At 67.7% G+C, this 20,323-nt stretch carries 21 protein-coding genes and 3 tRNA genes; 3 read left to right on the top strand and 21 right to left on the bottom strand.

The genetic code is table 11. From position 1 onward, the window contains the following. Window positions 1-191 precede the first annotated feature (191 nt). The 5 genes from ACXI0U_RS05755 to ACXI0U_RS05735 are packed head-to-tail and all read right to left on the bottom strand — an operon-like array spanning window position 192 to window position 4,850. Complete coding sequence (locus ACXI0U_RS05755) at window positions 192-1,115, bottom strand: tetratricopeptide repeat protein (RefSeq protein WP_021217391.1); 924 nt, start codon at window positions 1,113-1,115, stop codon at window positions 192-194. Beyond that, window positions 1,115-1,597 carry a hypothetical protein gene (locus tag ACXI0U_RS05750; RefSeq protein ID WP_263403352.1) on the bottom strand — a complete coding sequence of 161 codons (483 nt, stop codon included), beginning with the start codon at window positions 1,595-1,597 and terminating at the stop codon, window positions 1,115-1,117. Before ACXI0U_RS05750 ends, ACXI0U_RS05755 begins: the two co-directional genes overlap by 1 nt. Further along, the gene (locus tag ACXI0U_RS05745) at window positions 1,597-2,946 is read right to left on the bottom strand and encodes an AAA family ATPase (RefSeq protein ID WP_431483879.1); all 1,350 of its coding nucleotides are present in this window, start codon (window positions 2,944-2,946) and stop codon (window positions 1,597-1,599) included. The genes ACXI0U_RS05750 and ACXI0U_RS05745 overlap by 1 nt, the downstream gene beginning before the upstream one ends. 42 nt (window positions 2,947-2,988) lie before the next feature. Further along, the gene (locus ACXI0U_RS05740; protein ID WP_350448126.1) at window positions 2,989-3,963 is read right to left on the bottom strand and encodes a metallophosphoesterase; all 975 of its coding nucleotides are present in this window, start codon (window positions 3,961-3,963) and stop codon (window positions 2,989-2,991) included. Next, window positions 3,963-4,850 (bottom strand): NAD(+) kinase, encoded by an 888-nt coding sequence (locus ACXI0U_RS05735; RefSeq protein WP_021217395.1) that lies wholly within the window; start codon window positions 4,848-4,850, stop codon window positions 3,963-3,965. The genes ACXI0U_RS05740 and ACXI0U_RS05735 overlap by 1 nt, the downstream gene beginning before the upstream one ends. Window positions 4,851-4,944: 94 nt before the next feature. Here ACXI0U_RS05735 and ACXI0U_RS05730 point away from each other — a divergent pair, with 94 nt between their 5' ends. After that, entirely contained in the window at window positions 4,945-5,889 is a 945-nt protein-coding gene (locus ACXI0U_RS05730) for a DUF1853 family protein (RefSeq protein WP_431483878.1), read from the top strand. A gap of 162 nt (window positions 5,890-6,051) precedes the next feature. Here the strand turns inward: ACXI0U_RS05730 and ACXI0U_RS05725 are convergent, their stop codons facing one another. The 5 genes from ACXI0U_RS05725 to ACXI0U_RS05705 all read right to left on the bottom strand — a co-directional run bounded on the left by ACXI0U_RS05725 (window position 6,052) and on the right by ACXI0U_RS05705 (window position 12,376). Beyond that, window positions 6,052-7,158: a cyclic nucleotide-binding domain-containing protein gene (locus ACXI0U_RS05725; RefSeq protein ID WP_021217397.1), complete on the bottom strand. Its 1,107-nt coding sequence runs from the start codon at window positions 7,156-7,158 to the stop codon at window positions 6,052-6,054. 4 nt (window positions 7,159-7,162) lie between these two features. Then, window positions 7,163-8,134, bottom strand: a complete 972-nt coding sequence (locus ACXI0U_RS05720) for a 1-aminocyclopropane-1-carboxylate deaminase/D-cysteine desulfhydrase (protein ID WP_431483877.1) — start codon at window positions 8,132-8,134, stop codon at window positions 7,163-7,165. Between the two features lie 65 nt (window positions 8,135-8,199). Further along, the gene (locus ACXI0U_RS05715; RefSeq protein WP_263403359.1) at window positions 8,200-9,570 is read right to left on the bottom strand and encodes a coiled-coil domain-containing protein; all 1,371 of its coding nucleotides are present in this window, start codon (window positions 9,568-9,570) and stop codon (window positions 8,200-8,202) included. Window positions 9,571-9,781: 211 nt separating this feature from the next. Beyond that, window positions 9,782-10,213 (bottom strand): nuclear transport factor 2 family protein, encoded by a 432-nt coding sequence (locus tag ACXI0U_RS05710; protein ID WP_021217400.1) that lies wholly within the window; start codon window positions 10,211-10,213, stop codon window positions 9,782-9,784. 126 nt (window positions 10,214-10,339) lie between these two features. After that, a complete protein-coding gene (locus tag ACXI0U_RS05705; protein WP_265167957.1) occupies window positions 10,340-12,376 on the bottom strand; it encodes an NADPH-dependent 2,4-dienoyl-CoA reductase in 2,037 nt (678 codons plus the stop codon). A 203-nt stretch (window positions 12,377-12,579) separates the two neighbouring features. On the opposite strand from ACXI0U_RS05705, the gene ACXI0U_RS05700 reads away from it, so the two are divergent. Beyond that, the gene (locus tag ACXI0U_RS05700; RefSeq protein WP_479549867.1) at window positions 12,580-13,710 is read left to right on the top strand and encodes a carbon-nitrogen hydrolase family protein; all 1,131 of its coding nucleotides are present in this window, start codon (window positions 12,580-12,582) and stop codon (window positions 13,708-13,710) included. Continuing rightward, window positions 13,707-14,744, top strand: coding sequence for an AraC family transcriptional regulator (locus ACXI0U_RS05695; RefSeq protein ID WP_374980309.1), 1,038 nt, complete (start codon window positions 13,707-13,709; stop codon window positions 14,742-14,744). The genes ACXI0U_RS05700 and ACXI0U_RS05695 overlap by 4 nt, the downstream gene beginning before the upstream one ends. Here the strand turns inward: ACXI0U_RS05695 and ACXI0U_RS05690 are convergent, their stop codons facing one another. From ACXI0U_RS05690 to gspG, 11 genes are all read right to left on the bottom strand, one after another. Continuing rightward, window positions 14,745-14,870, bottom strand: a complete 126-nt coding sequence (locus tag ACXI0U_RS05690; protein ID WP_265167956.1) for a hypothetical protein — start codon at window positions 14,868-14,870, stop codon at window positions 14,745-14,747. Window positions 14,871-15,015: 145 nt separating this feature from the next. Beyond that, a tRNA-Asp gene (locus ACXI0U_RS05685) sits at window positions 15,016-15,092 on the bottom strand. Between the two features lie 104 nt (window positions 15,093-15,196). After that, window positions 15,197-15,273: transfer RNA gene (locus ACXI0U_RS05680), tRNA-Asp, on the bottom strand. 35 nt (window positions 15,274-15,308) lie between these two features. Further along, window positions 15,309-15,384 (bottom strand) — tRNA-Val (locus ACXI0U_RS05675). A gap of 216 nt (window positions 15,385-15,600) precedes the next feature. Next, entirely contained in the window at window positions 15,601-16,113 is a 513-nt protein-coding gene (locus tag ACXI0U_RS05670; RefSeq protein ID WP_371876954.1) for a type II secretion system protein M, read from the bottom strand. An 8-nt stretch (window positions 16,114-16,121) separates the two neighbouring features. Beyond that, the gene (gene gspL, locus ACXI0U_RS05665; RefSeq protein WP_374980307.1) at window positions 16,122-17,264 is read right to left on the bottom strand and encodes a type II secretion system protein GspL; all 1,143 of its coding nucleotides are present in this window, start codon (window positions 17,262-17,264) and stop codon (window positions 16,122-16,124) included. Continuing rightward, entirely contained in the window at window positions 17,261-18,235 is a 975-nt protein-coding gene (gene gspK, locus ACXI0U_RS05660) for a type II secretion system minor pseudopilin GspK (protein WP_021218557.1), read from the bottom strand. The genes gspL and gspK overlap by 4 nt, the downstream gene beginning before the upstream one ends. Continuing rightward, a complete protein-coding gene (gene gspJ, locus ACXI0U_RS05655) occupies window positions 18,232-18,930 on the bottom strand; it encodes a type II secretion system minor pseudopilin GspJ (RefSeq protein WP_184490675.1) in 699 nt (232 codons plus the stop codon). Before gspJ ends, gspK begins: the two co-directional genes overlap by 4 nt. Then, a complete protein-coding gene (gspI, locus tag ACXI0U_RS05650) occupies window positions 18,927-19,316 on the bottom strand; it encodes a type II secretion system minor pseudopilin GspI (protein WP_374980305.1) in 390 nt (129 codons plus the stop codon). Before gspI ends, gspJ begins: the two co-directional genes overlap by 4 nt. Next, window positions 19,313-19,888, bottom strand: a complete 576-nt coding sequence (gspH, locus tag ACXI0U_RS05645) for a type II secretion system minor pseudopilin GspH (RefSeq protein ID WP_021218560.1) — start codon at window positions 19,886-19,888, stop codon at window positions 19,313-19,315. The genes gspI and gspH overlap by 4 nt, the downstream gene beginning before the upstream one ends. Then, window positions 19,888-20,319: a type II secretion system major pseudopilin GspG gene (gspG, locus tag ACXI0U_RS05640; RefSeq protein WP_031287415.1), complete on the bottom strand. Its 432-nt coding sequence runs from the start codon at window positions 20,317-20,319 to the stop codon at window positions 19,888-19,890. Before gspG ends, gspH begins: the two co-directional genes overlap by 1 nt. Between the last annotated feature and the right edge of the window lie 4 nt (window positions 20,320-20,323).

The raw sequence follows: 20,323 nt of genomic DNA, 5'->3' as shown, positions 1-20,323 counted from the left end.
ACTGCCGGTGTTGCGCATCGACGCCGGTCAGAGCGCCAACACCTAAAGAAGGGACTCGTACAAAAAGTCGCCGAGCGAAGGTCAGGCAAGGCGAAATTGGCCGAAGAAGCGCAGTTTACGTGCTGTAAATGAGCATTCTGAGGGCAATTTCAACGCCGCATCACCGAGCGCAGGCACTTTTTGTGCGAGTCCTAGAAGTCGCGTGACAGCTTCACCTGCTCCAGTTCCTTCTCCAGCGAGCGGCGGAAGATCTGCGGCCCGGCGAAGCTGTAGACCACGAAGCCCAGCCAGGCCCATTCGATGGCCTGGGCCAGCGTCTCGTGGCCATGCTGGTTGCTGGCGATCACCACCACCCGGTAGAGCACGAACATGCCCAGCAGCACGATGATCGAGCGGGTCGGCCCCAGCTCGGACATCCACGAGTTGTAGCGCCACCAGAGCCCCATGAAGGGGTTGCTGCGCGCCTTGACGGCGGACATCAGGTAGAGCGCGGCAACGTCGTTGGCGTTCTCGCGCAGGGCCCAGATCGCATGCTCGCGCGCGCCTTGCAGGTCACCCCGACGCAGCAGCAGGTGGCCCATGGTGACGATGGCGCCAGGGTGGTCGGCGCGCAGTTGCAGCGCCTCGCGGGCGTAGCGCTCCGCCGGTTCCACCTCGCCACGCAGGCGATGGTAGTGGGCCAGGGCGGCCAGGCAGTCAGGGTTGTCCGGCGCCAGCTCCAGGGCCCGCTGCAGGCTCGGCAACTGCTGGGCGCGACGGCCCATCAGGTCGGCGAGTTCGGCGCGGGCCAGGTGGTAGCCGGCTTCCTGGGGGTTCATCTCCAGCACCTGGTCCAGGTGCTTCTCGGCCAGCTTGAAGCGCCGCCGCGCCATGGCCACGCGGGCCGCGACGTAATGGGCGAATTCCAGTTGCGGGTCGGCCGCCAGGGCCAGCCCGGCTTCGCGCTCGGCGGCGTAGGCGCGGCGCATCAGCAGCAGGCACAGGGCGAGCAACGCATGGGCCTCGGCGTGTTCCGGGTCATCGCTGAGCAGTTGTCGCAGGCTGTTGATCGCACCCTCGGCATGGCCACTTTGCAGGCGCTGATAAGCCAGGTGCAGCAGGTTGGTTTCATTCATCAGCTGAGCACCAGGAACCAGAGGGTGAAGGGCAGCAGGTTGAGCACCAGCCCACGCAGGAAGAAGGCACCCAGCAGGACCACCGGCAGGCCGAAGCGATTGAGCACGCCGCCGTAGTACTGGTAGAGCTCGATGGTGGAGGCCTGCATGACGAACAGCGCGTAACCGATGGCCAGCTTCCACACCACCAGCACCAGCATCGCGTACTGCAGGCTGCCCTTGTCGAGGATGCCGCCCTGCCACAGGTAGAGCAGGCCGAAGGCCAGGCCCAGGCTGCCCAGCAGGCCGATGGCGGCCAGTGCCGCCTCACGGACGCGTGTCGGGCTGCCCACGGCCATGCCGTTGAGCACGAACCAGGGCAGGCCCAGCCAGGCACCGCCCAGCATCAGGCCCAGCAGCGGCCACAGCGGCTCCACCGCCAGGCGCGCCAGGGCGCCGGGGCGGGGTTCGTCATCCAGCCGATAGAGGTTGCGGTTGTCCATCAGCGCCCCTTGCCGTGCTTGTCGAGGAAGGCCAGCACCTCGTCGTACTGGCCGCCCTCGTTGGAGTAGCGCGCGTAGTTGCGCGCGGTGGTCAGCCATTCCAGGGTGGTGGCGCGCACCTCCTTGAGGGCCGCCTTGAGGTGGCGGTCGGTCACCGGCTGCTCGCGGCCTTCGGCAATGGACTCCTCGATGGCCTCATCCACCGCCGTCTCCACCAGCTCGCGCAGGTCGGCACCGGAGAAGCCCGAGGTGCTGCGGGCGAGGAACTCGTAGTCGATCTCCCCTTCGCTGGGTCGATCAGCCATCAGCATGCGCAGCAGGCTGGCACGCGCGGGGCGGTCCGGCGGCGGCACGAACAGCACCCGGTCGAAACGACCGGGACGGCGGAAGGCGGCATCCACCGACCAGGGCACGTTGGTGGCGGCGAGGATCAGCACACCGTGGTTGGACTGGGCGAAGCCGTCCATCTCGGTGAGAAACTGGCTCACCAGCTTGGACGAGGTGGCTTCGCGGGTGTTGGTGCGGCGCCCGCCCAGGGCCTCCACCTCATCGAAGAACAGCACCGCCGGCGCCTTGGCCCGGGCTTCCTCGAACAGGGCGTGGAGCTTGCGCTCGGACTCGCCGATGTACATGTCCAGAACGTCGGAAATGGCGACGTTGAGGAAGGTGGCCTTGCACTCCCCCGCCGTGGCGCGGGCCAGCATGGTCTTGCCGCAGCCCGGCGGACCGTAGAGCAGGATGCCGCCGCCGACGCGCTTGCGGAAGCGCTGGAACAGCCCCGGCTTCTGGTACGGCAGGATGATCTTCTTGTGGATGGTCTTCTTCAGCTCGTCGAGGCCGCCGACATCGTCGAAGGTCAGGGTCTCGGCGTTCGGCGTCAGCAGGCGGGTGGTCTCGGCCTTGTCGGTGTCGTCGTTGGAGATGACCCGCAGGCGCGGGCGCCCCTCGCCGCCACGGAAGTCCACCACCGAGGCACTGAGGCGGCGCTGCAGGGCGACGTCCTCCAGCGCCGGGCTGGCCTCGACGGCGGCGCGGTACTCGCGCAGGCCTTCCTCGCGACGCTCCAGGTCGGCCAGGGCACGGGCGCGCAGCAGGCGCTCGGCCGGCTCGTCACCGCCCAGCAGGGCCAATGCCCGCTCGGCCTCACCGGCCCCCAGGCACAGGCGCGCAGCTTGCTGGCGCAGCGACGTGGCATCGAGCCGTGCGGCGAGCCCCTCGGGCAGGAAGGCCAGGCCCCGGACGCATTCGTTGCGCTCGATCCAGGCCGGCAGCAGCAGCCCCAGCAGTGCGTCGTTGTCGGGCGAGGCGGACAGCGCCGCCTCCAGTTGAACCAGTGTCGCGTCATCCATAGTGCGCGAGGACTCCATTGAACGATTCAGGGCGGGCGCCGCTCAATGCGGCGCTTCCGGGCGCTCCACCTCGACCCAGACGAACTTGTCCGGGTCCAGCCGGGTTTCGGCATCCAGCCGGTAGGCCACCAGCTTGCCGTACATCACCGCGCTGTAGTCGAGGCAGGCGAGGTTGGGGCGGATCGGCGCCGGGCGGCCCCGGCGCCAGTAATGGCCGACGAACAGCAGCGGCTCGTCGGCGCCGTAGTTGAGCAGCGCGGATTTCTGCGCCGCCGAGAGCGGTTGGCGGGCCACCTGCTCGGGCAACGCATCGGGCTGGAAGACCACATCGCCGTAGGTCTGCGGGTCTTCCTCCCAGAACTTGGTGCGGAACACCGAGCGGGTGAAGCCGTCGCTGCCGGTCAGGGTCATGCCGCTGGGCAAGGGCATGTCGGTGCCGCGCAGCAGCCGATTGAACACGCGGAAGGCGAAGCTGCCGCGCTCGGCGGCGGCCTTGATGAAGGCTTCGTCGACCCGACCATCGGGGTGCAGGGCGCGCAGCGGCTCGATCAGCTCGTTGTCCCAGCAGGCGTGAACCATGCGGAAGTGACCGCCATCGATGAACAGCGGCAACTCCTGGAACCAGCCGAGGAAGTCACGCCAGTCGCCCGGGTGGCCTTCGAACTGTTCCAGGGTCTCCTTGAGCAAGCGTGCGTGGCGCGGCGTGTGCTCATGGACGAACTGGCGCCCGCTGCCAGGCGTCGCCGGGGTACTCCAGCCGATGGCATTGAACTCGTGATTGCCCATGATGCAGCGCGCCTGCCCGGCCTCGACCATGGCGTGGACCAGGTGCAGCGCCTCGCGGATGCGCGGGCCGCGGTCGATGATGTCGCCGAGGAACAGCGCCATGCGCCGAGGGTGCTGCCAGACATCGCCGTGTTTGCGGTAACCGAGGCGATCGAGCAAACGCTCCAGGGTGCGCGCGCAGCCGTGCACATCGCCGATCAGGTCGTAGCCGCGCACGGCATCGAGGTTCATCAGTCGCCACCACCCAGGCGGCTGCCCCACCCCAGCTTGGTGCGGCAGACCTCGTAGTAGTTGTGGTCCAGCGGGTGGATGAGGCGCAGCTTCTGCGGCTTCTTGGCCACCGTGATGGTGTCCCCGGGGGCGCAGGTGAAGTGGTTCTGGCCGTCGCAGGAAATCAGCGGGTAGATCTGCATGTCCGGCGAGACCACGATCTTCAGTTCGCTGTTGCTGTCGACCACGATCGGCCGGCTGGACAGGGTGTGCGGGTACATGGGCACCACGCCGATGGCATCCAGCTTCGGGTGCATGATCGGCCCGCCGGCGGACAGCGCGTAGGCGGTGGAGCCGGTGGGCGTGGCGACGATCAGGCCGTCGGCCTTCTGGCTGCAGACGAACTGGCCATCGATGTGCAGTTCGAACTCGATCATCTTGGTCGACTTGCCGGGGTGCAGCACCACGTCGTTGAGCGCGTCGCCCTGGCCGATGGCCTCGCCGTGGCGGCGCACTTCGGCCTCCAGCAGGAAGCGGCTCTCCACCAGGTACTGGCCGTCGAGCACCTCGGCTACCTTGATCTCCAGCTCGTCCGGCTTGATGTCGGTGAGGAAGCCCAGGCTGCCGCGGTTGATGCCCAGTACCGGCACGTTGTGGCGGGCCAGGGCGCGGGCGGCGCCGAGCATGCTGCCGTCGCCGCCGACCACGATGACCATGTCGCAGACCTCGCCGAGGATCTTTCGCGAGGAGGTCTGCAGGCCGTGGCCCGGCAGGACTTCGGCGATGGTGTCTTCGAGGATCACATGCAGGTGGCGGTCCAGCAGGAATCGTTTCAGGCGGCGGATGGTATCGAGCACATGGGGGCTGCCCAGGCGACCGATGATGCCGATATTGCGGAATTGCTCCATGGGGCTCCAGCAGGGCTCTGCAACGGGGTGGAATGCTCGGATTATGGGCGAAAGCCCGTGACAGCGGCAAACCAGCCTCGACTATGCTCGCAGCATGCATCCCTTCGCCGCCCTCGCCGCCCTGCCCCGCCATTTGCGCCAGAACGTCGTGCGTGACCTGGCCTGGGTGCTGCTGTCGCCGCCCCTGCTGGCCCAGGCGCCCTGGCGCCAGCGCCACCCGCTCAGTGCCAGTGCCTGGGCCGCCGAGCCGGCGCGCCTGGTGGCCTGGCTGGAACAGCAGGACGCCGCGCCCACCGGGCTGGAGCACTGGCTGAGCCAGGGCTCCAGCCGGCGCCTCGGCCTCTACTACGAGCGCCTCTGGCAATTCGCCCTGGCCCGGGCACCAGGCATCCGCCTGCTGGGTGCCAACCTGCCGGTGCGGGTGACCGGCCAGACCCTCGGCGAACTGGACCTGCTGCTGCAGGACGAGGAAGGCGTGCATCACCTGGAGCTGGCCATCAAGCTCTACCTGGGGCCACGTCACGGCCAGGGCGAGGACGCCGCGCAGTGGCTCGGCCCGGGCAGCCTAGACCGCCTCGACCTCAAGCTGGAGCACCTCGCCCAGCACCAGCTGCCACTCTCCTCCAACCCGGAATGCCGCCCGCTGCTGGAGGAACTCGGCGCCTGGCCGGCCAGCGCCGAACTGTGGCTGGGCGGCTACCTCTTCTACCCCTGGCCCGGTGACTGCACCGCCCCCCTGGGCGCCCACGGCGAGCACCTGCATGGACGCTGGCTGCGACGCAGCGACATCGCCGACTTTCTCTCGCAAAGCCCCGAGGCCGTCTGGCAACCCCTGGAGCGCCATGCCTGGCTGGCGCCCGCGCTGTGCGAACCTGCGGACCTCTGGCCTCGCGAGCGGTTGGAGCACTGGCTGCTGGAACTCCCTGCAGAGGCCCCAGCACGCATGCTGGTACGCCTGGAGGATGCGGGGGAGCGATGGGAAGAGCGGGAGCGGGTGTTCCTGGTCAGCGATCGCTGGCCGCAGACGGTGGGAGGCTGAGAGCTGGAAGCTGGAAGCTGGAAGCTGGAAGGTCGCCAGCATGTAGGGCGGGTGCAACCCGGCAGCTATTCGCGAGCAGAGCTCGCTCCTACGGCAAGCGAGCCCGGCCTGCACCCGTGGGAGCGAATTTATTCGCGATAAGGCGAACCCTGTAAAACGGGTTTACCGGCTGCGCTCGGTCCGTCCGCCGGAACGGGCCAGGTAGCCGGCGCCGTCTTCACAGAGCAAGGCATCGCGCTGCACGGCGGGCAGTGCATCCAGGCCGTCGCGCAGGGCGTAGGCCTTGAAGCCCAGTTGGGAGAGGAGAAACACCGCGCTGGCGCTGCGCTTGCCGCTGTCGCAGTAGCACAGGTAGGCCTTCTCGCGGTCGAGCAGGCGCGCCTTCAGGCGCAGCAGGTGCAGGGGCATGTTCAGCGCCTGGGGGGCATGGGCGCGTTCGTATTCGTCCTGCAGGCGCACGTCCAGCCATTGGCCGCCTGCGGCCAGCAGGCGCGACGCCTCGCCGAGGGAGACTTCGTCCACCACCGGCGCCTTGAGCAGGGCGAAGAAGTCCTGGCGATCCAGGCGCAGCACCACGCCGTCTTCGAGCAGGGTGACGGTGGCGTTGCGCGGCCGGTCGGAGAGCAACGCCTCCTCGCCGAAGCAGGCACCCACTTCCAGCTCGGCGAGCACCTGATGCTCGCTGCCGGCACCACGGATCACCTCGGCGCGACCCGATTGCAGGAAGTAGCAGCAATCCCCCGCTTCGCCCTCGCGCAGCACTTCGCTGCCGGCGGGCATCTCGACGCGCTGCAGGCGCGCCACCATCTCCTGCACGTTGGCCGGCGGCACCTTGGCGAACAGCGGGTTCTCCAGCAGGCGTTCCAGCCACTCCTGGTCGCCGTCCGGGTCCAGTTGCAGGAGCAGGTCCTGGTAGGCGGAGCGCCAGGTGATCAGGCGCGCCAGGGTGGCGCTGTCGATGGCCAGCACGCTGACTTCGGTCAGCGCCAGGGCTTCCTGCAGGCGCGGCAGGCTGGGGGACAACGGGTGGCAGCTGGCTTCGCTGCCGGCGACCAGGCGCTGCTCGCTGCCATCGGCATCGCGCAGCTGCAGTTCACCGGCCAGCAGGTAATAGGTCAGCCGCGCCTGGTCGCCCCGACGGAACAGGGCCTGGCCGGCGAGCAGCGGCTGCGGTACCAGCTGGCTGCGCAGTTCGCGCCACTGCTGCTCGGACAAGGCATTGAGCGGCGTCAGGCTGCGCAGTTGGTCCGGATTGAGCGGTTCGGTCATCCCATCATCCTGAGGAATCAGCTGAGGTGGCAGTGTAGCCAGCCAGTTGCAACAGGCGCGGCAACATGGCTCGACGGCCTTGCAGGCCACCGGTATGCAACATGATCACGCGACTGCCGGCGGCAAGGTAACCGGCCTCCACGTACTGGCGCAACGCTATTAACGCCTTGGCGGTGTAGAGCGGGTCCAGCTCGATGCCGGTGCAGGCCTCGAAGTCGAACAGTGCCGTCGCCAGCTCGGCATCCACCCGGGCGAAGCCGCCACGGCTGGCGTCCAGCAACCGATAGCCGGTATCGGCGGCGCCAGCCTCCGCCAGCAACGCCCGCACCTGCTCGGCGACGCCATGGTCAGGCGGCACCGCCAGGGCACCGAACACCGGGTGGCGCCCGCCCTCCCCCAGCACCAGGCCGGCCAGGGTGGTGCCGGTACCGGCCGCCAGCCAGAGCGCGTCGTAGTCATCCCAGCCGAGGCTCGGCAATTGTTCGTCGATCATCGCCACCAGCGGTGCGCAGCCCAGGGCGCCCGGCAGGCCGCCGCCGCCTTCGGGCACCTGGACGAAGCCCGGATAGCGCGCCGCCCAGGGCTCCCAGAACCCCGGCAGGTTACGTGCGCGGTAGCCGCCATAACCGAGCCAGTGCAGCTCCATGCCCAGCTCGCGCAGGTCGACCACCGTCGGCGTCTCCACGGGTTCGCCACGCAGCAGGCCGACACAGGGGAAACCGAAACGCCGCCCCGCCGCCGCCAGGGCATGCAGGTGATTGGAATGGGCGCCGCCCAGGCTGATCACACCCTCGGCGCCCTGTTCCGCGGCCCGCGCCAGGTGCGGCGCCAGCTTGAACCACTTGTTGCCGCTCACCAGCGGGTCGATACGCTCCAGGCGCAACAGGGCGAGGCTCACCGACGCGCGGTCGAGCCAATCGAGACGGACGGGGTCGAGGCTGGCGCTGGGCGTCCAGTCGGGCAAGCGAAGGGGCAAGGCGGAGTCCGGCAACGGAGCGGTGACGAGCGGCAGGATACGGCAGGCGCCGCCCCGCCGCGAGATCAGCTGACGGTGCGCAGGCGGCTGCTGGCCTTGTGGCGCGCGCAGCAGTTGGAATCACCGGCGACGAAGCGGCTGGGCGAATCCACCCGGTCGATGGGCATGGAGCAACGCTCGCCGCTGGGCAGGGCCGCTTCGCAGGTGGGTTGCTGGTAGTGGGTCAGCCACTGGCGGTACTGGGCCTCGGAGACGAAGCACTTGGACGCAGCATAGGCCAACGGGTTGTCCTGGTAGCGGGCGACGTCCTGCAGCGGGATGGTCAGGTGCCCGGCACCCGGGTGATAGACCACGAAGACCACGCCGAGACGGGCCAGGCGCTCGAGGATCTGGTCGCCCCCCTGGTTCACCAGCTGCTCGCGCTCCTGCTTGAGGCGGTCGATCTCCTGCTGCAGCTGGGCGTCCAGCTCGTTGCGGTAGGCGAGCTCGACGTCGCGGATGGCGATCTGCTCCTTGTAGTCCATCACCGCGGCGGCGATCTTGGCCTGCATCTCGCTGTCGAACTGCGAGCGGAGGATGTCCACCTCGGTGCGGCCGTGACGCTCCAGCGCACGCAGCTGCTGGCTCATCTCCTCGCGGGACTTCTGGAAGCCGTCGGTCTGGGTAAGCAACTGGCGCTTGAGGTCGGCGTTGAGTTCTTCCTGCTGACGCAGGTTCTGCTGCAGGCCCTGGATCTGCTCCTGCAGGCTGCGCGCCTGTTCTTCGGCGGAGAGGCGGTATTTGGCCAAAGCCTCTTCGTTCTGCTGGCCGAGGCTGGCGATGCGCAGACGCTGCTGCTTGATCAGCTGCGCGGTCTTCAGGCGATGTTCCTGCTCCAGCTTCTGCGCCAGTTGCTCGGCCACTTCGGCGGACGCATCCGGCGGCGCGTACCACTTGTCTTCGGGGGCCATCTGCAGGCGCTGGGGCTCGACCGCCTGGGGCTGGTCGTCCTCCACCATCAGGCCGAGGCCGTTGCGCTTGACCGTATCCCGGACCAGGGCCAGGTCATTGCTGCCCGGGGCCAGGTTCGGGTCCCACATGTGCATCTGGTGCCAGGACACCGGGCACTGGCTGCGGCAGGCGAGGCGTATCGGCCCGGCGCCCAGGTCGGGGCCACGGCCAGCACGTTCGGCCAGGTGGCGCAGGGGCATGTTCCAGCCGGTGTCGGCCTGGCCCTTCTCGTCGAAGTCCAGGTAGAAGAACACCAGGGAACGGACCAGCAAACGGGGATTGATCAGCACATACGCCAGGCGCATCTGCTCATCGGCGTACTCGGGCATGTTCACCACACCGTCGAGCATCGCCTCGAATTCGGGGAAGAGCATCTCCTTGCAGACGCCACGCTCATTGAAGAACAGCACGGCTTCAACCATCTGCGGCTTGTTCTGCATGCTCATCGGTTTCCCTCTAGGCCAACGCGGTGAGTCCCTGGGCGGGACGGGTGACATTCCTGTCGGTGGTGCTACGCCTGGGAGACAGGCGTACATCCTGATTCACGGAGTCTAGGGGAAAAAGCGCAACGGGCAATGTGACTGGGTTGGCACTCGACCCGCCCCCATCGGGGAGCGGACCGGGCGCACAGTGAAAATGTGATGGGGTTGGAGACTTTCAGCTTTTCATCGCGGCGAGATAGGGCGCCAGACGGCGTCCCATCTCCTCGCCGAGGGCGGCGAGACCGCTCATCGGGCGGATCATCACCTCGAAATCGACGATCTTGCCCTGTTCGTCGAAGCGGATCATGTCGATGCCCTTCAGCTCGCGCTCACCGACCCGGGCACTGAACTCCAGCACCACGCTGAGGCCATCGGCGCTGGCCAGTTCGCGGTGGTAGGCGAAGTCCTCGAACACCTTGATCACGGTGTTGAGGATCAGGTTCACCGCCTGCGCGCCCGGGTAAGGCGTGTGCGCCATGGGCGAGCGGAACACCGCCTGCGGGTGCAGCAGCTCGGGCAGCTGGCTCAGGTCCTGGCTGGCGATGAACTGGTGCCAGCGTTGCAGGCTGGCGGCCACGGCGGGATTCAATCGGGCTTCGAGGGACATCGGCTACTCCTTGTTTTTATCAGCCTATAAAGGGCACCTCAAAAAACTACCTGCGTTGTCATCGCCTACGTTTTTTTAGAGATGCCCTTAAAGAGAACGCCCCGCACGAGGCGGGGCGTCTTTCCATCAGAGCTCGGCAGCGAGGCGCGAGCCCTGGTTGATGGCGCGCTTGGCGTCCAGTTCCGCCGCCACATCGGCACCGCCAATCAAGTGCACGCTCTGGCCGGCGGCGACCAGGCCGTCGTGCAGCTCGCGCAGCGGGTCCTGGCCGGCGCAGATGACCACGGTGTCCACCGGCAGCACTTGCGGCTCGCCTTCGGCGATGCGGATGTGCAGGCCGGCGTCGTCGATCTTCAGGTACTCGACCGCGTTGAGCATCTGCACGTTCTTGTTCTTCAGGCCGGTGCGGTGGATCCAGCCGGTGGTCTTGCCCAGGCCGTCGCCGACCTTGGATTTCTTGCGCTGCAGCAGGAACACCTGGCGTGCCGCCGGGTGCGGCTGGGCCTTGATCCCGGCAACGCCGCCACGGGCTTCCAGGTCGCCGTCGATGCCCCACTCCTTCCAGAACGCGTCGCGGTTCTGGCTGGTGGCCTCGCCTTCATGGGTGATGAACTCGGAGACGTCGAAGCCGATGCCGCCGGCGCCGATCACCGCGACCTTCTGGCCCACCGGCTTGCGCTGCAGGATGGCGTCCAGGTAGCTGATCACCTTGGGGTTGTCGACACCGGGGATTTCCGGGGTGCGCGGGGCGATGCCGGTGGCGAGGAGCACCTCGTCGTAGCCGCCCTTGACCAGGTCATCGACGCTGACGCGGGTGTTCAGGCGCAGGTCGACACCGGTGGTTTCCAGCTTGCGCTTGAAGTAGCGCAGGGTCTCGTAGAACTCTTCCTTGCCCGGCACGCGCTTGGCGACGTTGAACTGGCCACCGATCTCGGCGGCGGCGTCGAACAGGGTCACCTGGTGGCCACGCTCGGCGGCCACGGTGGCGGCAGACAGGCCCGCCGGGCCGGCACCGACCACGGCGATCTTCTTCACCTGGGTGGTGGGGATGTAGTTCAGCTCGGTCTCGTGGCAGGCGCGCGGGTTGACCAGGCAGCTGGTCAGCTTGCCGCCGAAGGTGTGGTCCAGGCAGGCCTGGTTGCAGCCGATGCAGGTGTTGATCTCGTCGGCGCGGCCCTCGGCGGCCTTGTTGACGAAGTCCGGGTCGGCGAGGAAGGGGCGGGCCATGGAAACCATGTCGGCGTCGCCTTCGGCAAGCACCTGCTCGGCCACTTCCGGGGTGTTGATGCGGTTGGTGGTGATCAGCGGGATCGACACCTCGCCCTTGAGCTTGGCGGTGACCTTGGTGAAGGCCGCGCGCGGCACCTTGGTGGCGATGGTGGGGATGCGTGCCTCGTGCCAGCCGATACCGGTGTTGATAAGGGTGGCACCCGCGGCTTCGATGGCCTTGGCCAGGATGACGATCTCTTCCCAGGTGCTGCCGCCTTCCACCAGGTCGAGCATCGACAGGCGGTAGATGATGATGAAGTTCGGGCCCACGGCCTCACGCACGCGGCGGACGATCTCCACCGGCAGGCGCATGCGGTTCTCGTAGCTGCCACCCCAGCGGTCGTTGCGCTGGTTGGTGTGGGCGGCGAGGAACTGGTTGATGAAGTAGCCCTCGGAACCCATGATCTCGACGCCGTCGTATTCGGCCTTCTGCGCCAGTACCGAGCAGGTGACGAAGTCCTGGATCTGCTTCTCGATGCCTTCCTCGTCCAGCTCACGGGGCTTGAACGGGTTGATCGGTGCCTGGATGGCGGACGGCGCGACGGACTTGGGGCTGTAGGCATAGCGGCCGGCGTGGAGGATCTGCATGCAGATCTTGCCACCCGCCTCGTGCACCGCCTGGGTGACGACGCGGTGCTTCTCGGCTTCTTCCTCGGTGGTCAGCTTGGCCGCGCCGGAGTAGACGCCACCTTCCTCGTTCGGACCGATGCCGCCGGTGACCATCAGGCCGACGCCGCCACGGGCACGTTCGGCGAAGTAGGCGGCCATGCGCTCGAAGCCGTTGGGCTTCTCTTCCAGGCCGGTGTGCATGGAGCCCATCAGGGTGCGGTTGCGCAGGGTGGTGAAGCCCAGGTCGAGGGGCGCGAGCAGGTTCGGGTAGGCGGAAGCGGTCATGGATGTCTCCACAGCGGGCGTTGCATTCACGGAATGCCGCAGCGTCTTGGGCCACGGTCGGTTTATGGGGCAGACGATAGTCAGCCAGCCGGGCGCGCTCAATGATCGAAAGTGACAACTTATTGATCCAAACGCACAGGGCGACTTGGCAAGCGCCATGCGCTCCCCTACCCTGACCGGCACATTCCTCGATGCCGAATCCCATGCGCAAACTGCTGATTGTCCTGGCCTCCGCCCTGTTCGCCGGCGTGCTGGTCAGCTATGCGATCTGGACCGACGAGCGCCCGGTCGGCCACTACCTCTCCGACCTGCGCAGCGAGGTCGCCCTCAACCTCGGCGAGCCCGGCGAGCGCGGCAACCTGCTGGGCATCCAGCCCGAACTCTTCGCCGCCGACTACCAGAGTGTGGACCGCCTGCGCCTGAAGCTCGCCGCCTACCTGGAGAAGGCCCGCAGCGAAGGGCTGCTCAACGAACGGACCATCGTCCTGCTGCCCGAGCATATCGGCACCTGGCTGGTGGCCGCCGGCGAGAAGAACCAGGTCTACAGCGCCCACAGCCTCGACGACGCCATGCTCTGGCTGGCGGCCGCCAACCCGATGAAACTGGCTCGCGCACTGGTCGCGGCCGAAGGTGAGCAACGCCTGGTCGATGCACTGTTCCGCATGAAGGCGACGCGCATGGCAGGCGACTACCAGGCCCTGTTCGGTGGCCTCGCCCGGGACTTCGGCATCACCCTGGTGGCGGGCTCCATCCTCCTGCCCGAACCACGCATCGAAGGTGGCAACCTGCTGGCCGAAAGCGGCCCGCTGTACAACGTGAGCCTGGTGTTCGACCACAAGGGCCTGCCCATCGGCCAACCCCAACGCAAGCTCTACCCGATCCGCGACGAACAGGGCTTCACCGCCGCCGCAGGCGCCGAGCAACTCAAGGTGCTCGACACCCCGGCCGGGCGCCTGGGCGTGCTGATCTGCGCCGACAGCTGGTACCCGGCGGGCTACGCGGCACTGCGCGAACAAGGTGTGGAGCTGCTGGCGGTGCCGGCCTTCCTCAGCGGCAACGGCAGCTGGAGCAAGCCCTGGAACGGCTATAACGGTGCGCCGACACCGGCAGACGTGAAACTGCGCGCCGGCGAACTCAGCGAAGGCGAAGCCTGGCAGCGCCTGGCCATGGCCGGACGCCTGCCGGACAGCGGTGCCCGTGCCGGGCTGACGGTATTCCTGCGCGGCCAGCTGTGGGACCTGGGCAGCGACGGCCCCGGCCTGGGTACCGATGCCAACGGCACCCGCGTGGCCGATGCCGGGCGTGGCGCCCGGCTGTTGAACATCTGGCTATGAAGCCGACACGGGTTCGCCTCGGCGACCTCTCGGTGGGCTTCGTGCAGAACCTCGCCGACGCGGTGCGCGAGGCCGGCCAGGACCCGAGCCCCCTGCTCGCCCAATACGGCCTGGATGCCGCCCGCCTGGCCGAACCGCGCGGGCGCCTGTCGATCCCCCGCTACATGCGCCTGGGCCATGCTGCCATGCAACTGATCGGCGACCCGGCCCTGGGCCTGCTCATGGGGCGCATCAGCCGCCTCAGCCAGGTCGGCCTCACCGGCGTCACCGCCATGCAGGCGCCCAGCGTGCGCGAGGCGGCGCGCACGCTGATCCGCTTCGAACCGCTCTATGCCCACAACTACCGGGGCCAGTCGAGCTTCCACGAGGACGCTGGCGGGGCCTGGCTGCGCTTCTATTCCATCAGCCCGTACAACGCCTACAACCGCTTCGTGGTGGACTCAGTGCTGGCCAGCTGGGCTTGCCAGTTCGGCGCCCTGGTGGGCCAGCCGCTGGCGGTGGAGAAGGTGGAGATCGAGTTTCCCGCCCCCGACTACGCCGAGCGCTACACGGAGCTGTTCGGCTGCCCGGTGGAGTTCGGCGCCAGCGCCAATCAGCTGCGCCTGTCGCAACCGACCCTGGCCCTGCGCGGGCGCGAGCATTGCCCCAGCACCTGGCGGCAGTTGCTGGAGCTGTGTGAACTGGATCTGGAGCAGCGCACCCGCACCCGCAGCCTGCGCGAGCGCATCACCCAGTTGCTGGGGCCGTTGCTGCACGGGCGCGAACCCGATCTCGAAGAAGTGGCCGCACGCCTGCAACTGCCGACCTGGACCCTGCGGCGCAAGCTGGCCGAGGAAGGCACGCAGTTCCGCAGCATCCTCAACGACACCCGCCGCGACCTGGCCATGGCCTATATCCGCGACACCGAGCTGGCCTTCGGGGAAATCGCCTACCTGCTGGGCTTCGCCTCGGCCGAGGCCTTCCAGCGTGCGTTCAAGCGCTGGAGCGGCAGCACCCCCGGGGAATTCCGCCGCGCCCAACGCCAGGCAGGCTGATCACATCTCGGTGGCGTCGTCCGCCGGCTCCACCGCGTCCTGCTCGCTGGCGTGGAAGTCGAGAATCTCTTCCTGATAGTCATCCATCGTCGCTCTCCTTTTTCTGTCGTCCCCTGAATGAAACAAGGAACGTGCCAATAGGGTAACGAGCGCGGGTGACCGAAAAATTAATCCAGGGCAATGCCCGGTGCGATGAGCAGGTGCGAGGCGCACTTTTTTCCAGGCAAAGAAAAAACCCCCAGGTATTTCTACCTGAGGGCTTTCCTTTATATGGCGCAGCGGACGGGACTCGAACCCGCGACCCCCGGCGTGACAGGCCGGTATTCTAACCGACTGAACTACCGCTGCGTGTCGGTTGGACTTTCGTCCGGTGGAACCTTTGCTTCGTCTGGCAGCGAGCGTTTCGAGCTACTCGTTACCTCATGCCTGGCCTGAACCTGACATGGAAAATATGGCGCAGCGGACGGGACTCGAACCCGCGACCCCCGGCGTGACAGGCCGGTATTCTAACCGACTGAACTACCGCTGCGCGTCGGCCGGACTTTCGTCCGAATTCACAAGGGATGGTGGGTGATGACGGGATCGAACCGCCGACCCTCTGCTTGTAAGGCAGATGCTCTCCCGGCTGAGCTAATCACCCATCGCCTTGCGAGGCGCGCAATTTACGCAGAGGGCTTACCTAAGTCAACACCCTGCTTGAAGTTTTTTCTAAAAAGCTGATTTTCGTGCCCTTCGCCAATGCTCCGTTGGCAGCGTTCCGCACTGACGACGCATGGCCCTGGGGAGACGGGTGAAGGAGCGCCGCCCACCAAGCTGGTGCACAGCCGGGGGCAGCGAGCCTCAACAGGGTGCAGGCTCAGCCGCCTACGCGCAGGGTCAGCCGTGCAGCGACCTGGCCATCCTCACCACGGTCCAACCCGGCCTCTTCGATGCGCACACCCTGCGCTTCGAGGCCGGCGAACCAGCGCAGCAGCTTGGCGAACGCGGTGGGCTCCAGGCTGACCTGCACCTGCCCGGGGGCATCGCTGTCCATGCGCTCCACCGACAGGCCCTGCTCGGCAGCGCTGGCGGTCACCAGCCCTTGCAGGCGCTCCGGCTCGACGGTGGCCTGTGGCGCTTCCTCGGCCGCACGGGCACGGGGCGCCTGCTGCTGCATGTACTGATGCAGCGCACGCTGTTGCTCGTAATGGTTGCGGGCACTGATCACCCCCTGCTGAGCCGGGCGCCAGAGGGCGAGGTAGAGCAGCACCAGCAACAGGAAGCCCCCCAGCATTGCCAGCGCCAGGCGATCCCGGGGTGGCATCGCCTTCCAGCGGGTGGCCAGGGCCGACCCTTGCCATTGCGTCTGCAGACGATCCTTGAAAGCCATGGTCATGTTCATCCCCCGATCACCAGTCGCGCACTCACGGCAGTGCCTTCACGGCTGGCCGACCCCAGTTGCACCGCGAGCCCGGCGGCGATCAATCGCTCGCGCAGGCGCTCCAGGGCATCGAACCCCGGCGCCTGCACCTGCATCGACAGGTCGCCCCGTGTGTTGCTGAAATCCAGTTGCTGCACCCGCACCTGCGCCCCTTCGGCGAGCAGGGCGTCGGCCGCCTGGTCGAGCAGGCCGAGCAAACGCCCCTGCCCCGTCGCAGTTCCGGCGGCGAGATGCTGGTCGAACTGCGCGCGCAGGTTGATCAGCTTGCTGTCCTGGGGGAACAGCTCCCGGTACAGCGCCTCGTTGGCCGCCGCATAGTTGTCGCCCTCATGGCGCAGGTGCCAGCCCTGGGCCAGGTAGAAGCCCCACTGCAGCACCACCCAGAGCCCCACCAGGGCCAGCACCGGACGCAGGAAGCGCTGGTGACGATGTTCCTGACGCACCTGGAATTCCGCCTGGGCCAACTCGCTGCCAAGGTGCGAGGCGAGCCATTGATAGGGTTGCCCCTGCTCCTGCCATTCGTCGATGCCTTCCAGCACCTGGCGTTCACGCGGCGCCCGGCCATGCAGCGGCAAGGCACAGGCCTCGCGCAGGTGCGGCCAATCCTCGTCCTGCAGACCAAGGCGGGCGCTTTGTTCGCCGCCCAGCAGCCAGCGGCCGTCCAGCCAGAACAGCTGGGTGCCCTCCTCCGGCAACAGGTCGGCATCCACCTGCAGGCTGGCGGGCACCGAGCCCAGCTCCGCGGCCAGGTCGACCCAGGCGCTCAACCAGCTGCGGCGCACGGCGAAAATACGGTGCAGGCCATCCGGCAGCTCCCCCCCCAGTGCCAGGTGCAGGCTGTCGACGTCCTCGGCCAACAACTCTTCTACGGCGAAGGGCAGGGCCTGGCGCAACCAGCGCGCCTTTTGCGTGGGCAGGCGTGCGGCGCAGGCGGTCACCGCCTCCACCGGCAGCACCAGGCGCCAATCACCGGAGAGCGCCGTTACCGCAGCGGCGAACGGCATTTGCCGGGCATCACCGCCCTGCACCAGCCAGACCTCCAGTTCGCCATCGACGCGAGTAACCGCCGCCGCCGGCAGGAAAATACTTGCCTGCTTCATTCTTCGTCCTTTTCCTTGAGAAGGGCCGGCGGCAAGCCGCCCTGCCCCATGTCGCGGGAAAGCACCCGCACGCGGCCGTCGTTGCCACGCTGCAGGGTGCTGACCAGTACCTGGCGCCTTCCGCCAAGGTGCACTTCGCTGGTTACCCGGAAATATTCGCTGCCCACCGCCAGCCCTTGTGCCTCCATGCCCATGCCGGCCAGGGCGGATTGCCCCAGGAAAGCATCCAGGGTCTGGAAGCCGGCCTTGCCGCGGGCCGCCACCAGCGCCTCACCCACGCTGGGCGTGAGGGTGTCGGCCAGGCTGGAAAGCACTATCGCGCCCGCGGTGTTGACGTTGAGCGTGGCGTTGTCCGGCAGTGCGGCGACATAAGGCAGCAGGCGACGATAGTCCGCCTCGGTCATGCCTGCCAGCAGGCGCAGTTCGGAGACATCCGCCATGGCTCGGTTGGCTGCCCGGTAGGGCGGCTGGTTGAGCAGGTATTCGTTGTCTTCGGCGCCGTTGGCACCGGTGGGCTCCTGGTCCTTGTCGAGCCAATCCACCAGACGCTCGGCATAGGGCGCCTCGATCTGCAGGCGCAGCAGCAGGCGGCGGAACTGCAGCAGCGACTGCTCGTTGACCTTGCCCTGGCGCACCACGGAATTGAGGTTGAAGCGCGCGGTGGCGTCATCGATGCGCACCAGCAGTTCGCCGCCATCATCCAGGGGGAAGTTGTTCAGCGGCCGGGCCCAGGCTTCACCCAGGTGATCCACCGGCGTGCGCGGGTCACCGGCGCGCAGGTCGCGGAGCAGCATGCCACGGGCCAGCGCCTCGCCGCCCAAGGCGTACTGCAGGGCCTGGCGCGCATGCAGCTGGTTGGCGCTGGAACGGATCGCCAGCTGCTGCCGGGCGATCATCCCGGCGCAGACGACGGTCACCACGGCCACCACCAGCAGCACCGTGATCATGGCCATGCCCCGTTGCCGCATCATGGCGTACCGCCTTCGTCAGCCGGCACGTCGCCGCCGCCGTCATCATTGTTGTCGTCGCCATTGGGCACCTGGGGCTGTTGCTGCGGTGGCTCGTCCACCAGGCGCAGCACCCGGCGCAGCTCGCCGTAGCGGCGATGCTCGAGGGTCAGTTCGATGGCCCGGGGCAACTTCTCCAGACTCTTGTCGCCGGTCTCGCCGTCGGCGGGCCAGACCTCCACCCAGTTGTCGGACTTGTCCAGGTAACGCAGCTTCAGGCGGGTCACCCCGTCCAATGCCTGCTGCACCTGCGGCTGGCTGTCCTGGGCCTGGTCGAGCACCGTCCAGTAGCGCCGCTCGAGCTTCTCCCCGGAGAGCTGCCAGCGCACCCGCTGCATGCGTGAGCGCGGCGCGCCAAGGGGGTTACGCCAGCCGCCACGGCTCAGTTCGACGCTGTCGTTGTCGCCGCTCTCGCCCACCAGTGCGCCGCGCCATTCGCCATAGGCGTCACGCACCGGTCGCGGGTTCACCTGCTGCAGGTCGCGCTCGATGGCGGCCATGGCCCGCACCAGCTCACGCAGTTGCTGCTCCTGGGCGCGGGTGGCGCGGTCGCTGGCGAGCACGCTGTCGAGCATGCGGTAGGTGCCCAGGGCCAGCAGCGCGAAGATGGCGATGGCGATCAGCAGTTCCAGCAGGGTGAAGCCGGCGCTGCGCTTCATTGCTGGGTCTCGATGAAGCCGACCAAGCGCGCGGCGGCGCGGTCTTCCAGCTTGCCCCGGGGGCCGCGGTCGTTGCGCTGGGCGACCCACAGGGTGGCACGGCGCAAGGCCGGGTCGGAGGTGGCGTCGACCTGGCTCTGCCATTCCCAGCGGCGCCCGGCGAAATCCAGCTCGCCCTGGTCGCGCCCGTCCCCCGGCGGCGTGGCGGCCAGCTGCATCTCGGCCAGGCGGTTGTCAGCGATCCACATCGCCAGGGTCTTGTCTTCCAGGCGCGCGGCGTTCTGCAGGCTGCGCGCGCTGGTGGCCAGCACCGAGGCGGCGACCACGGCGAAGATCGCCAGGGCCACCAGCACTTCGAGCAGGGTGAAACCGCGCTGGGCCTTCATCCTGCCCGTCCCTTGCCGGCCAAGGCTTCGACCTTGGGCAGGCGGAAGCCGTCGCTGCTCATCTGCAGGCGCACACCGTCCTTGCGACGCTCCCCCAGTTCCAGGCGGAAGGGGCTGAGTTCGCCACTGGAGAGGATCAGCAATTGCGGTGCACGGGGTTGTTCCTTGGGTTTCTCGTCGTCATCGGCCACCGGGCTGGGCAATGCCAGCGCGGCGCCCTCCAGCTCGAACTTGAGCTCGGCCCAGGCCGGCAGCTTGTGGCTTTCTTCCCCGACTTCCTGCCAGCGGGCCTTGGCTTCGTCGAAGCGCAGCACGCGGTAGCCGTCGGCGTCCAGGCGCAGGCCGTATTCGCGGTTGTCGAGCACGGCTTCGTCCACCAGCACGCCGATCAGCCCGGCCAGGCGCTCGGCTTCGTTGTTCAGTTCACGGGAGGGGCCGGCCACGCCGGTGCTGAGCACCGCCAGCCCGACCAGGCAGCCGATGATCACCAGGACCACCAGCAGCTCGATCAGGGTGAAGCCGCCCTGCCCCTTGGCGGGCGGGCAGCCTGGGCAGCGCGACCGTGGGGGCATCAGTTTTCCCAGTTACCGATATCGGCATCGGCATCGGTGCCGCCTTCCTTGCCATCGGCGCCGAAGGAGTACAGGTCATAGGGACCCTTGGTGCCGGGGGCCAGGTACTGATAGGGGTTGCCCCAGGCGTCGACCGGCAGGCGCTTGAGGTAGCCGTCCTTGTTCCAGTTCTTCGGCTGCGGGTTGCCACTGGGCTTCTTCACCAGCGCTTCCAGGCCCTGCTGGGTGCTGGGGTAGGCGAAGTTGTCGAGCTTGTACATGTCCAGCGCGGCGCCGATGGCCTTGATGTCGCCCTTGGCGACCGTGACCTTGGCCTGGTCCGGGCGGTTCATCACCTGGGGCACCACCAGCGCGGCGAGGATGCCGAGGATGACCACCACCACCATGATTTCGATGAGCGTAAAGCCCGACTGTTTACGGCGCAGTTTCACGCGA

It is taken from the genome of Pseudomonas sp. C9D1 (genome assembly GCF_056491235.1).
This window is presented reverse-complemented; position numbering and strand designations above follow the sequence as displayed.

Bases quoted from the DNA above. Each gene is read 5' to 3' on its own strand.
- ACXI0U_RS05755 (WP_021217391.1), bottom strand. From the start codon at position 1,115: ATGAATGAAACCAACCTGCTGCACCTGGCTTATCAGCGCCTGCAAAGT.
- ACXI0U_RS05750 (WP_263403352.1), bottom strand. From the start codon at position 1,597: ATGGACAACCGCAACCTCTATCGGCTGGATGACGAACCCCGCCCCGGC.
- ACXI0U_RS05745 (WP_431483879.1), bottom strand. From the start codon at position 2,946: ATGGATGACGCGACACTGGTTCAACTGGAGGCGGCGCTGTCCGCCTCG.
- ACXI0U_RS05740 (WP_350448126.1), bottom strand. From the start codon at position 3,963: ATGAACCTCGATGCCGTGCGCGGCTACGACCTGATCGGCGATGTGCAC.
- ACXI0U_RS05735 (WP_021217395.1), bottom strand. From the start codon at position 4,850: ATGGAGCAATTCCGCAATATCGGCATCATCGGTCGCCTGGGCAGCCCC.
- ACXI0U_RS05730 (WP_431483878.1), top strand. From the start codon at position 4,945: ATGCATCCCTTCGCCGCCCTCGCCGCCCTGCCCCGCCATTTGCGCCAG.
- ACXI0U_RS05725 (WP_021217397.1), bottom strand. From the start codon at position 7,158: ATGACCGAACCGCTCAATCCGGACCAACTGCGCAGCCTGACGCCGCTC.
- ACXI0U_RS05715 (WP_263403359.1), bottom strand. From the start codon at position 9,570: ATGAGCATGCAGAACAAGCCGCAGATGGTTGAAGCCGTGCTGTTCTTC.
- ACXI0U_RS05710 (WP_021217400.1), bottom strand. From the start codon at position 10,213: ATGTCCCTCGAAGCCCGATTGAATCCCGCCGTGGCCGCCAGCCTGCAA.
- ACXI0U_RS05705 (WP_265167957.1), bottom strand. From the start codon at position 12,376: ATGACCGCTTCCGCCTACCCGAACCTGCTCGCGCCCCTCGACCTGGGC.
- ACXI0U_RS05700 (WP_479549867.1), top strand. From the start codon at position 12,580: ATGCGCAAACTGCTGATTGTCCTGGCCTCCGCCCTGTTCGCCGGCGTG.
- ACXI0U_RS05695 (WP_374980309.1), top strand. From the start codon at position 13,707: ATGAAGCCGACACGGGTTCGCCTCGGCGACCTCTCGGTGGGCTTCGTG.
- ACXI0U_RS05670 (WP_371876954.1), bottom strand. From the start codon at position 16,113: ATGGCTTTCAAGGATCGTCTGCAGACGCAATGGCAAGGGTCGGCCCTG.
- gspL (WP_374980307.1), bottom strand. From the start codon at position 17,264: ATGAAGCAGGCAAGTATTTTCCTGCCGGCGGCGGCGGTTACTCGCGTC.
- gspK (WP_021218557.1), bottom strand. From the start codon at position 18,235: ATGATGCGGCAACGGGGCATGGCCATGATCACGGTGCTGCTGGTGGTG.
- gspJ (WP_184490675.1), bottom strand. From the start codon at position 18,930: ATGAAGCGCAGCGCCGGCTTCACCCTGCTGGAACTGCTGATCGCCATC.
- gspI (WP_374980305.1), bottom strand. From the start codon at position 19,316: ATGAAGGCCCAGCGCGGTTTCACCCTGCTCGAAGTGCTGGTGGCCCTG.
- gspH (WP_021218560.1), bottom strand. From the start codon at position 19,888: ATGCCCCCACGGTCGCGCTGCCCAGGCTGCCCGCCCGCCAAGGGGCAG.